Origin of the sequence: Methylomarinum sp. Ch1-1, assembly GCF_030717995.2 — a bacterium.
Classification (GTDB): Bacteria; Pseudomonadota; Gammaproteobacteria; order Methylococcales; family Methylomonadaceae; genus Methylomarinum; species Methylomarinum roseum.
The window spans coordinates 816673-828851 of sequence record NZ_CP157743.1 but is presented as its reverse complement, the minus strand read 5'-3'; the positions used below and the strand labels follow the sequence as shown (position 1 = coordinate 828851).

General features: G+C 52.4%; 10 protein-coding genes. 4 read left to right on the top strand and 6 right to left on the bottom strand.

Features of this window, described 5'->3' with window-relative positions; translation table 11 throughout:
- Positions 1 to 63 precede the first annotated feature (63 nt).
- From Q9L42_RS04120 to Q9L42_RS04095, 6 genes are read right to left on the bottom strand one after another with little or no spacing between them, the layout of a single operon-like run.
- Complete coding sequence (locus tag Q9L42_RS04120) at positions 64 to 876, bottom strand: class I SAM-dependent methyltransferase (protein WP_349432018.1); 813 nt, start codon at positions 874 to 876, stop codon at positions 64 to 66.
- Complete coding sequence (locus Q9L42_RS04115; RefSeq protein ID WP_305909694.1) at positions 869 to 1399, bottom strand: disulfide bond formation protein B; 531 nt, start codon at positions 1397 to 1399, stop codon at positions 869 to 871. Before Q9L42_RS04115 ends, Q9L42_RS04120 begins: the two co-directional genes overlap by 8 nt.
- Entirely contained in the window at positions 1389 to 2084 is a 696-nt protein-coding gene (locus Q9L42_RS04110; protein WP_305909695.1) for a potassium channel family protein, read from the bottom strand. The genes Q9L42_RS04115 and Q9L42_RS04110 overlap by 11 nt, the downstream gene beginning before the upstream one ends.
- A complete protein-coding gene (locus Q9L42_RS04105; RefSeq protein WP_305909696.1) occupies positions 2081 to 3685 on the bottom strand; it encodes an NAD-binding protein in 1605 nt (534 codons plus the stop codon). Before Q9L42_RS04105 ends, Q9L42_RS04110 begins: the two co-directional genes overlap by 4 nt.
- A 22-nt stretch (positions 3686 to 3707) precedes the next feature.
- Positions 3708 to 4433 (bottom strand): SDR family oxidoreductase, encoded by a 726-nt coding sequence (locus tag Q9L42_RS04100; protein ID WP_305909697.1) that lies wholly within the window; start codon positions 4431 to 4433, stop codon positions 3708 to 3710.
- Positions 4421 to 5413 (bottom strand): SPL family radical SAM protein, encoded by a 993-nt coding sequence (locus tag Q9L42_RS04095; RefSeq protein WP_349432015.1) that lies wholly within the window; start codon positions 5411 to 5413, stop codon positions 4421 to 4423. The genes Q9L42_RS04100 and Q9L42_RS04095 overlap by 13 nt, the downstream gene beginning before the upstream one ends.
- Before the next feature lie 199 nt (positions 5414 to 5612).
- Here Q9L42_RS04095 and ribF point away from each other — a divergent pair, with 199 nt between their 5' ends.
- The 4 genes from ribF to Q9L42_RS04075 all read left to right on the top strand — a co-directional run bounded on the left by ribF (position 5613) and on the right by Q9L42_RS04075 (position 12037).
- Complete coding sequence (gene ribF / locus Q9L42_RS04090) at positions 5613 to 6554, top strand: bifunctional riboflavin kinase/FAD synthetase (protein WP_305909698.1); 942 nt, start codon at positions 5613 to 5615, stop codon at positions 6552 to 6554.
- The gene (gene ileS / locus Q9L42_RS04085) at positions 6551 to 9382 is read left to right on the top strand and encodes an isoleucine--tRNA ligase (protein ID WP_349432013.1); all 2832 of its coding nucleotides are present in this window, start codon (positions 6551 to 6553) and stop codon (positions 9380 to 9382) included. The genes ribF and ileS overlap by 4 nt, the downstream gene beginning before the upstream one ends.
- 271 nt (positions 9383 to 9653) lie before the next feature.
- Entirely contained in the window at positions 9654 to 10124 is a 471-nt protein-coding gene (gene lspA / locus Q9L42_RS04080) for a signal peptidase II (RefSeq protein WP_305909699.1), read from the top strand.
- Complete coding sequence (locus Q9L42_RS04075; protein ID WP_349432011.1) at positions 10124 to 12037, top strand: TonB-dependent receptor plug domain-containing protein; 1914 nt, start codon at positions 10124 to 10126, stop codon at positions 12035 to 12037. The genes lspA and Q9L42_RS04075 overlap by 1 nt, the downstream gene beginning before the upstream one ends.
- Positions 12038 to 12179 lie beyond the last annotated feature (142 nt).

The window sequence follows — 12179 nt, the reverse complement described above, 5'->3', positions numbered from 1 at the left end:
GTATATTTGAAGAAAAAATACTGTCCTATTCGGCATCATTTGCTGAATAGGGCGGTTGTTGATTTATTGATAGTCCGGCTTGATAAATTTCAGCGTCATTCTGTCGCTTTCACCGATGGCCAGATATTTGTTCCGTTGCGTCTCTCCGAGCCTCAATGTCGGCGGCAAGGTCCAAACCCCTTTAGGGTGTTTGCCAGTATCCTGCGGATTGGCATTGATTTCGGCTTTATCCAGCAACTTAAAACCGGCTTTTTCGGCCAAATCGATCACATAATCCTCGCGCACATAGCCGGAGACGGCCTGTGGATCCTGCGTGATATAGGTCGGACTGCGGTGTTCGACAACACCCAGCAAACCGCCCGGTTTCAAGGCCCGGTACATCGCCTTGAAAACCGTTTCCGCCTGACCACTTTTCATCCAATTATGCACATTCCTGAAGGTCAAGATCCGATCGGCGCTGCCCTCGGGGGCGATCGTCAGTTTTTGCGGCGGCTGTAAAACGGTCAGTTTAAGCTCGCCATAGACTTCGGGTTCGGCGGCGATTTTATCTTTGAAGGCGGCCAGACTTTTTTTGAAATAGGGAACGGTCGACTCGGCCGAGAAATGCGCCGCATACAACTGTCCCCGGCCTTTTAGGTACGGCGCCAGGATTTCCGTGTACCAGCCGCCGCCGGGCCAGATTTCAACGACGGTCATGTCGTCTTTCACGTCAAAAAATGTCAACGTCTCGGCCGGGTGACGATATTGGTCGCGAGCCTTGTTTGCGGCGCTGCGCCGCTCGCCGTCAATCGCCGCCTGCAAGCCATCCGGCGTTTGCGCGCCGGCTATCGATGCAAACAATAAGGGGAAACATAAGGCTAATAAGTATTTATTCATCGTCTAGGCCTCTAGGTGTCAAGGTGTTGTCATTCCAGTATTGCAGCAAGCTGACCGCGGCCAGCATCAGAAAGGCGATCAGTGTCCAGCCGGGAATGCTCAGGCCTAAGAAGGTCCACAGCACATCGGCGCATTCACCGGTGCCGTTCAGCATCAGCTTGATCGTTTCCGTCAACGGAAAGTGTTCAAAAACATAGGACAATCCGGGACCGCATTCCGGCACCTCTTCCGGCGGTAGATTCTGCAGCCAGACATGACGGGTGGATATCGCGGCGCCCGCCAGAGCGACCACGGCGCCGAGTATCGCGTATATCTTCCGCCCCGTCGCCACCGGATTGTGTATACAAGCGGCCAAAAAGACGAGGCCGGTCGAAAAAATGGCGATGCGTTGCGAAATACAAAGCGGGCAGGGCTCCAGATCCATGATCAATTGAAAATAGGCACCTATGGCTAGCATGCTAAAACAACTAAAAAAACCGATAAAAAACCAGGTTCGGGGATTAAATTTAATTTTATTCAACATGGGCGACTTCTTTTTTAAAAGCTCTGATGTCCCTGGAGGGGCCTAAAATAACGAGGGTATCGCCGGCATTCAACAAGTAATCCTGTTCGCCGGTGGCAAAATGCAGGTCTTCCCCCAAATCCTTGTCTATGATACCAATTAAAATCAAATTATGGTCTTCATTCAATCTTAGTCGGCTGCTATGAATATTTTCCAATACGCTGTTTTCGGGAATCACGACTTCGGCGATGTTCAAGTCCTGGCGACCGAAAACGGTGTGATCGATGATATTGGTAATATCCGGTTTTTTGATCAATTCATGTATTTTTCGGCCACAGATCTGATAGGGATCGATTACCTTATTGGCGCCCGCCGCGATCAGCTTGTCAACGGCATCGGGATCTTCGACGATGGCGATGATGTGCAGCGCCGGATCGATCGCCCGGGCCGAAATCGTCAAGAATACATTTTCCGAATCTTCCGTTAAAAAACAAAAAATCGTATCGATATGTTTGCCTAGGCCTATCGACTTTAAATCCTCATCATCGCGAAAATCGATGGTCGCGACCGCATAGCCTTTTTCCGTTGCCGACTCGATCGCCGTTTCGCTTTGTTCGACGATAATAACGTTATGGCGTTCGGTATCCAGGCGTTTCAAGGCTTCTATCGACAAGCGGTTATAACCGAAAACGACGATGTTTCTCATACTTTATTCCTTTTCAACAATCGTTTCTGTTCGATTTGGTCGCGAAAATGCTCGATGCTATATTGCCGTCCCAACACCACGAGTATATCCCCGGCCCGCAAGATGAAATGGGGATCGGGATTAAAATAAAAATGCTGTTGTTTAAGTGGATACTTGTTCCTATGCTTCAAATGGATCGGATTGGCGCTGATCACGCCAACCAGCGTCAGCCTGATGCCGGTAAAGTCAAAGCCTCCGACTTGGGCATTATCCAGCATCGAATCCGGTCTAATTCGAATGGTTTCCAAGCGCACATCTTTTTGTTCTTGCAGTATGCCGAAAATAACCTCAAAAGCCACCGGTTGACCAATATATTCGGCGGCCAGCAGGCCGGCGGTCGCGAACGGTTCTATCACATTATCGGCGCCGGCCTGATAAAATTTATCGATATTTTCAGGCTGATTGGCGCGAGAAATGATCTGAATATCCGCATTCAGTTGTCGACTGCTCAGGGTGATATAGACATTGGTGACATCATCGCCCGTTACGCATAACACCGCCGTCGCGCCTCGCTTGATGCCGGCCTTGACCAGGCTATCGTTCTTGTTCACGTCGCCCAGATTGGCCAGAAAGCCCTGTTGTCTGGCGAGGTTGATATTGCTTTCGTCTTTATCGATAACGATGAAATTCTGTCGGTCATTAGCCAACTGCCGGGCGATTTCCTGCCCGACCCGGCCGTAACCGCAGATGATAATGAAACTCTTAAAACGCTCCAATTCCGAAGTCGTTCTGTTTTCTCTAAGGGCCAGCATCTTGTCGCTGAAGGCGGCGACAATAATTGAGGTGAAAAAGGCCAGCACGCCCAGCCCGGTCAGAATCAAGGAAATGGTCACCAAGCGGCCGCCGACGGTCTGCGGAGCGATGTCGCCATAACCGACGGTGGAAATAGTCACGATGGACCAATACAGCGCATCATATAAATTATCGACATGACCTCCAGCAACCTTGTTCTCGAACAAGTAAATGCCGATGCTGGCGATAAACACTAAAAAGCCCATGAAGACCATCAAGGTAATCAATTCAAAGCGTTTGCTGGCTAAGACATCGGCAAATACCTTGATGCTATTCGAGTAGCGGAATAGCTTGAACAGACGGAAGATCAAAAAAATACGCAGAATTCTCAACGACCGATAACTGGGCAGTATCGCCAGTAAATCGATGATCGCCAACGGCGAAAAAACATAATGCAGTTTTTTGTCCATCGCCTGTCTCAGCGCCCGCGATAAACTGAAACGGATATTCAGATACTGCGCTTTTTCGTAATGTTCGATAATGATCCGATGCGAATCGGAATAAAGCCACCCCCTGAGCAAGTACTCGATAATAAATATCGTCACGACGCCATGCTCCAAATATTCCCCGAGCCTGCCGACTTCATGCTCGACACGATAAACCAGCACAAAAACACTGAACATGACCAAAAAGATCATAAACACGTCGAACTGTTTTTTCGCCCGACTGTCCGGATTCTCCAACAGATCGTAGAACAGACGCTTGACAAGGTTATAGCGACGCGCGTTCTTTAAATAATAAGCGCAATAAACGACGGTTCTGGAAATCATGCGATCTATCTGTCAATAAACATTATTGTCGGCCTTTCGTCTTAAACTTAATCACCTTATTGGCTGGGCTTAGGTTGATTTCATCGACCACCATATGAGTTGCCGCCTCTAAGATATAAGTCACGGCGTCGGCCACATCGTCGGCCTGCAGCACTTGTCCTTGACCTTCGCCCGGCATGAACGACAAGTCGTCAAAAAAGGGCGTTTGCACCATACCGGGATTGACCAGCGACACCCTGACGCGGCTATTGCCGCATTCATCACGCAAACCTTGAGTAAATCCCCTTAAGGCAAATTTGCTGGCGCAATAGATGCTGCCTTTGCGGCTACCTTGCAAGGCCGCCTCCGAGCCGATATAAACCAAGTTGCAGCGTTCTTGGCGCTTCAATTCAGGCAGCAGGGCCCGAGTCAACAATGCTTGACCGGTAAAGTTGACCATCATCAGCCGCTCGATCTGGTCAAAGGAAAACTCCTCCAACGAGCCGAACTGGCCGTATCCGGCGGAAAAGACCACCATATCCAGGGCCGGATAAGCTTGTTGCAGTCGCCTGGCCAGCTGCGGAATGCTGTCCGGCTTGGAAAAATCCAATGTATAGCCGCTAAAGCGAGGATGTTCGGTGGTAAAGCAACGGCAGTCTCTGGCGCTGCCGATGACGTAATGACCCAACGCCAGCAAGCGTCTGGCGGTCGCCCGACCGATGCCGGAACTGGCGCCGGTGACGAGTATGGTTCGACTTACAGTGTGCATGGAAAAAACTTATCGGCCGGAATATAGTTCAGCAGCAATTCGCCACAGGTCTGCATCATTTCCTGTTCAAGCTCCGCGCGATAGGAGGTCATGCCCTGCTGAGTCTGCAGCGGACTGGCGAACAGCTTTTCTTGTGGATAAAGCTTATGCATTTTTTTGAAATATTTTTCCGGCAAACGAAACACTCCCAAGCTGGCCGAATGCAGCGATTCCACGTCGATCACCTCGAAGACCTGATCAAATAATTGCTGATATTGTTGTTGATAGCCCTGTTGATAAATCAGCGGATCGAAACGCAGCCCCAACGACCATCCTTGTTGCTGAAGCTTACGCATCGCCTCCAGACGACGCTGCAGCGGCGGGGCCTTATGCTCCACCTTGGCCGCGACCTGTTCCGGCGCCAAGCTAAAGGCCACCACGCAGCGCGGCATGGCCGGCCGGTTGAGCAACGTCCTGATTTGCGTGCTTTTCGTCCTCAATTCCAACCACGCGTTCGGCAAGGTCTCGAACAACGGCAGAAAATGTTCGGCAAAACCGGTCACCGGCTCGAAAGCCAGGCTATCGCAATCGTAGCCGGAAAAAAAATGCACCGCTTCATCCTTATGTTGCCGACTGATGCGGCGAATTTCGTCCTGGTAATCTTCATAATTGACGAACAATACATAATTGGCCGATTGGTACATGCCCTGTAAAAAACAATAGCGGCAATCGTACAGACAGTTCAGCATATGGGAAAAATAATAATTATGTTTCGCCCCGATGCCGTAGCCGGGCGGCGCCGGCAGCACGAAGTGCTTGAATTTTTCCGCCAGAATCAGCGCCGGGCGCTGTTTCTGCAGGCGGAAATTTTGCGCTTTCGGATTAAAGACTTCGCCGTAGCGACGGCAGAGGATTTGCCGTGCGTCGGGAAAGCGGGCGCAAATCTGCTTGACCCGCGGATGTTGGAGAATATGCTGTTCTATATAGATGCTATCGATCATCGCTGCCCTGCTGACGGATGGCGCCGGGCCCATCCACTCTGCTATATTGTCAATCGGTGATTGTACCGAAGCCTCGCGCAATTGGGCGCAATATTTTTTTTCGGCGCCTAAAATTCAGTTCATTAGCAGATTTGTGTTTAACTTTCTAGGCTTGACAAGTTAATGGTAGAATGAACGGTTTTCAAATTATCCGATAATCATGCAGTTAATCAGGGGCCTGGCTCATCTAGAACCATTGCAGCATGGCTGTGTGTTGACGATAGGCAACTTTGATGGATTGCATCTGGGGCACCGTGCGGTCATAGAAAAACTGGCGGCGCACGGAAAAAGATTGGGGCTGCCGGTGGTCGTGCTGTTGTTCGAGCCGCAGCCGTTGGAATATTTCCTCGGAGAAAACGCGCCTTCACGACTGACTCGCCTGCGGGAGAAGACGATACAGTTCGCCAAACTACCGGTCGATCAACTGCTGGTGCTGCGATTTAACCGACACTTGGCGAATTACCGGGCCGAGGACTTTATCAAAGACATACTGATCGCCAAGTTGAACGTGAAATACCTGGTGATCGGCGACGATTTTCATTTCGGTAAGGCTCGGCGCGGCAATTTTGCGATGCTCAAGGAAGCCGGGCGAAACTTCGGCTTTCAATTGGAAGACACCCACTCCTACGAGCTGAACGGCATGCGCATCAGCAGCACGCTGATACGCGACGCGCTGGGAGAGGGCAACCTGGCCTTGGCGGCGAAAATGCTGGGGCGAGATTATTCGGTTTGCGGTAGAGTGGCCCATGGTGATAAAAGGGGCAGAACCATCGGTTTTCCGACCGCCAATATCGAAATGTTCAGAAACAACACGCCGATCATCGGCGTTTATGCGGTCACGATGACCGGGATCGACGACCAGGAATATGTCGGCGTCGCCAATGTCGGCACCCGGCCAACCGTCGATGGCGGCGCCAAGGTGATTCTGGAAACGCACCTGTTTGACTTTCACCGGGAAATCTACGGTGCTTATGTCGAAGTGCATTTCAAACGGAAAATACGGGATGAAATGTGTTTTCAGTCGCTGCAACAACTAAAACAGCAGATCGATCGCGATGTGCTGCAGGCTAAAAAGATTTTTGCTGATTTAAACAAAACATGACGATGGACTATAAAAAAACACTCAATTTACCTAAAACGGGATTTCCGATGAAAGGCAATCTGGCGCAGCGCGAGCCGGAAATGTTGAAAAAATGGAATGACAAGGCGTTATACCGGAAAATCAGGGAAGCGTGCGCCGGGCGTCCGAAATTCATCTTGCACGATGGCCCTCCTTACGCCAACGGTGCGATACATATCGGCCATGCGGTCAACAAAGTCCTGAAAGACATCGTCATTAAAGCAAAAACCTTGAGCGGTTATGATGCGCCTTACGTGCCTGGCTGGGATTGCCATGGTCTGCCGATCGAGTTGATGGTGGAGAAAAAAGTCGGTAAGGCCGGCGCCAAGGTTAGCCATGCCCAATTCCGCAAGGAATGCCGCAACTATGCCGGCAAACAGGTGAAGATGCAAAAAGACGAATTCATTCGTCTGGGCGTACTCGGCGACTGGGACAATCCTTATTTGACCATGGATTACGCCTTTGAGGCCGACATCATCCGTTCGCTGGGCAAGATCGCCGCCAAAGGCCATTTGAGTCAAGGCGCCAAACCGGTGCACTGGTGCACCGATTGCGGCTCGGCGCTGGCCGAGGCGGAAGTCGAGTATGAAGACAAACACTCTCCGGCGATCGATGTCCGTTTTCAGGTCGTCGACGATGCCGCCTTCCTGGCCGGCTGCCACCATGTGCCCGAACACGAAGGCGAGGGGCCGCTGTCGGTCGTGATCTGGACCACGACGCCGTGGACCTTGCCCGCCAATCAGGCAGTGGCGGTTAATCCGGAACTGGAATACGCCGTCGTGCAATGTGAAACCGACGGCCGTAAAGAACGTTTGCTGATCGCCGAAGTACTGCTGAAAGACGCGATGGCGCGCTACGACATCGACGACTATCATGTCATTGCCTATTGCAAGGGGGAAGTGCTGGAAAACCAGTTGCTTCAACATCCCTTCTATGACCGTCGGGTGCCGGTGATCCTCGGCGACCATGTCACCGTCGACGCCGGCACCGGCGCGGTGCATACCGCTCCCGGCCACGGTCAGGAAGACTATGCGGTCGGCCTTAAATACCAATTGCCGGTCGATAATCCGGTCGGCGCCAATGGCGTATTCCTGCCCAGCACCGAACTGTTCGCCGGCGAACATGTGTTCAGCGCCAACGACCATGTGCTGGAGGTTCTCAGAGAGAGGGGCAAGCTGTTGCATCACGAGGCCTTATTGCACAGTTACCCGCACTGCTGGCGGCATAAGACGCCGATCATCTTCCGCGCCACCGCGCAGTGGTTTATCTCGATGGATAAAAACCGCCTGCGCGAAACCGCCCTGAATGAAGTCAAACAGGTCGCCTGGATTCCCGACTGGGGACAGGCGCGTATCGAAAGCATGATGGAGAAACGTCCCGATTGGTGTATTTCCAGACAACGCACCTGGGGCGTGCCGATCGCGTTCTTCATTCACAAGGAAAGCGGAGAGCTGCATCCGCGCAGCGCCGAACTGATCGAGGAAGTCGCCCGGCGCGTCGAACGAAAGGGCATAGAAGCCTGGTTCGAGCTCGATGCGGCGGAGCTGATCGGCGCCGATGCCGAACATTACGACAAGATGCAGGATACGTTGGATGTCTGGTTCGATTCCGGCGTTACCCATGCCTGCGTGCTGAACAGACGTGATCAACTGGACTTCCCGGCCGACTTGTACCTGGAAGGCTCGGACCAGCACCGAGGTTGGTTCCAGTCCTCGTTATTGGCCTCGACGGCGATGAACGACGCCGCCCCTTATAAGGCGGTGCTGACCCATGGCTTCACCGTCGATGCGGAAGGCAAGAAGATGTCCAAATCCAAAGGCAACGTCGTCGCGCCGCAATCGGTGATGAAATCGCTGGGCGCCGACGTGTTGCGTCTATGGGTCTCGGCGACCGACTATCGCGGCGAGATGAATGTCTCCGATGAGATTCTGACTCGCACCTCCGACGGTTATCGACGCCTCAGAAACACCGCCCGCTTCCTGCTATCCAATCTGAACGGCTTCGACCCCGCCCAACATAGCGTCGCCAAACAAGACATGTTGGCGCTGGACCGTTGGGTCGTCGACCGAACCTGGCGTCTGCAAGAAGAAGTCAAGCAGGCCTATGACAGTTATCAATTCCAACAGGTCTATCAAAAAGTGCATCATTTCTGCGCGATTGACCTGGGCGGTTTCTATCTGGATATTATCAAAGACCGCCAATACACCGCCAAAGCCGACGGCATTCCGCGCCGTTCCGCACAAACGGCGATGTATCATGTCATCGAGGCGCTAACCCGTTGGCTGGCGCCGATCATCAGTTATACCGCCGATGAAATCTGGCAATATATTCCCGGCGACAGAGGCGAATCGGCTTTCCTGGAAACCTGGTATGACGGCATGTTCGAGATGGATCAAGACGCAGCCGTTTCCCGTGACACCTGGGACAAGGTTATGGCCGTCAGGACCGTGGTCAGCAAGGAAGTCGAACAATTACGTTCGCAAGGCGCCATCGGCGCCTCGTTAAACGCCGAAGTCGCACTGTATTGCAACGAAGGCTATGCCTCGGCGCTGAATCAGTTGGACGGCGAGCTGCATTTTGTCTTCATCACTTCCGCCGCCCGCGTTTTCGCTGACCAGGAATGCCCGGACGATGCCGTGCAAACCGATCTTGAAGGCGTCAAACTGAAAGTGACGGCGTCGCAACACGCTAAATGTGTGCGTTGCTGGCATCAACGCGAGGATGTCGGCGCCGATGCCGAACATCCCGAATTGTGCGGCCGCTGCGTCGAGAACATCGCCGGCGACGGGGAAGTACGCCATTTCGCCTAACTGGCGTAGGATGGGTAGAGCGTAGCGAAACCCATCATCACTACTTCTGTGGCTTATTGACGGGTAACTATTCAGCTTGATACTGAGCATCTTTGGCGGATGCGCCCTTCAGGCTTATCCACCCTACATGCCTGTCACTACTCACCCCCATTCGTAGGGTGGATAAGCGGAGCGCATCCACCGGGTCGGCTGATAGTAAAAGCATTTTTATACTGAATAGTTACGTTGACGCCAACAATGATTTTTCCGCTAAGATTGCAAGAAATTTAACATGCTTAAATGGTTATGGTTATCCCTGCTGGCCTTGCTGTTGGACCAGGGCAGTAAACTGATTGTTGCCGGTTCGATGCGTTTGTATGAATCCATAGCCGTGCTGCCTTATTTTAATCTCACCTATGTCCATAATACCGGCGCCGCCTTCAGCCTGCTCAGCGAGGCCGGTGGCTGGCAACGCTGGTTGTTTGCCGCGCTGGCGGTGATCATCAGCGCGGTGTTGACGATCTGGCTGTCTCGTTTGCAAAAACATGAAACCTTACTGGCGATCGCCTTGGCGCTGGTCTTGGGCGGCGCCCTCGGCAACCTAATCGATCGCCTCGCTTACGGCTATGTCATCGATTTTCTCGATATCTATTACCGAGACTGGCATTGGCCGGCCTTCAATATTGCCGACTCGGCGATTACGCTCGGCGTTGTCCTGATGCTGCTGGAAAGCATCGGCGTCGGCCGACAGAAAGACCAATAATGCTCCGGATTGTAGGCCTGTTGGCCGCGCTCGGCAGCCCTCTGTCTCGAGCCGATCAACAACAGCCATATCAGGATGCCGACGACTTCTTCCTCGCCGACGCCCCGGCCGTATTGACGGCAACCCGCCTGAAACAACCCTTGGCCAGCGCGCCGGCGGCGGTGACGGTGATCGACAAGGCCATGATCAAGGCCAGCGGGACGAAGGAAATTGTCGAACTTTTCCGCCTCGTGCCCGGCATGCAGGTCGGCTACAGACGCGGCCATTTAGCTGCGGCGACCTACCACGGCATGAGCGATGAGCTGGCGCGAGGCATGCAGGTATTGGTGGACGGTCATTCCATTTACAATGCCAGCTTCGGCGGTGTCACCTGGGACGATTATCCGCTGCTGATCGAGGATATCGAACGAATCGAGGTCATTCGCGGCCCCAATTCGGCGACCTACGGCCCTAATTCTTTTTTGGGGGTGATCAATATCATCACCACCGACACCGCTCATGATCAGGGCGGCAAAGCCTCGTTCCGCGCCGGCAGCAACGACTATTACCGCGGCATGGGACGCTATGGCGGGAGCTGGCGTGATTTGAGTTATCGCCTCAGTTTTCTGCATCAACAGGATGACGGACTAGAGGGACTGTATGATGCTCGACGTGTCGATGCTTTGAGCAGCCGTTTCGATTATCGCTTAACGGACCGGGATGTCTTGCAATACAACTTCGGCTACAGCGAAGATAAGAGCAATGTCGGGGATAAGGGCGATCCGGCCGATCCCGGGCGCAGCGCCCAAGCCAACCTGTTGTCACAGAGTTTTCGCTGGACTCATCTGAAAAGCGCCGATGAACAACTCGTCTTGCGCCTGACTCATATCAGACGAGAAAAGGACGAGCGATTCGAATCGCTGGGAATGCCGATCGACAATCTTACGTTGACCGAAAGATTGGATTTCGAATTGCAGCATGTTTTTCAACCGTTCGACCAGGCCAGGATGATGTGGGGCGTCGGCAGTCGTTTGGACCGCACTCGTCTGCCGCTATGGTTAGGCGACGGTGATGACAAAAGCAATGTGCTTTATCGAGTGTTCGGCAACATCGAATGGACTTTTCTCGATGACTTCATCCTAAATCTGGGCGCGTTACTGGAAAAAAACGCCTATACAGATATCGATGTCTCACCGAAAATCGCCCTGAATTATTTATGGTCCGATCAGCACAGTTTTCGGGTGATGTTATCGAGAGCTTCTAGAATGCCGACTATCGGGGAGCAAAACCTCGACGTGCAAAAAACGGTCCATTCGATCATACCGGTCAGAGTCAGAACCGAACGCACCCTGAAACCGGTAGAGGTAATCTCCGTTGAAGCCGGTCATCATGGCCAATTCTTCGATCACACCTTGACGACCGATATCAAACTGGCCCATCAGCGCTTTCGCAGATTGACTCAATTCGTCTTGCCAAATGCCTCTGAACCCGTTTTAGAATATACCAGCGCCAATGTGGCCAACAGCCTGAACGCCGAATTGCAACTGGATTACCAGCCGAATCAACAAACCTTGCTGCACATGGGCTATTCCTGGATCAATATCGATCATGATGATGGCAGCCATATCGATTACGCCGCCTCGGCGCCGCATCACACCGCCAATATCCTGGCCTCTTATCGATTTACCGAGGGATGGCAAACCAGTGTCGCTTATTATTATCGCGGCGCAATGCAATACCTGCGTACACCAGCCCCGATCGGCGCCTTTCAACGCCTCGATCTAATCGTGCAAAAGTCGTTTAAATTGGCTGACAAACAAACATTGAACCTCGCAGTGGTGCATCAAAACAATTTGGGATCGAATGACGAATTTCTCGAAGGTGAACAGCTTAGCGATGAGACCTTTGTCGAAGTATCTTATCGGTTTGAATGAGCTTAATTTCCGAACTAACTATTCAGCTTGATACTGAGAAAATATTTCTTTTACTATCGATTGCTTGCGGAAAAAGCGTATGCGACAGGGATGTCGCATCCAAGCCTATAGGGATTCACCCAGCACCTAAATTCCATGGCTA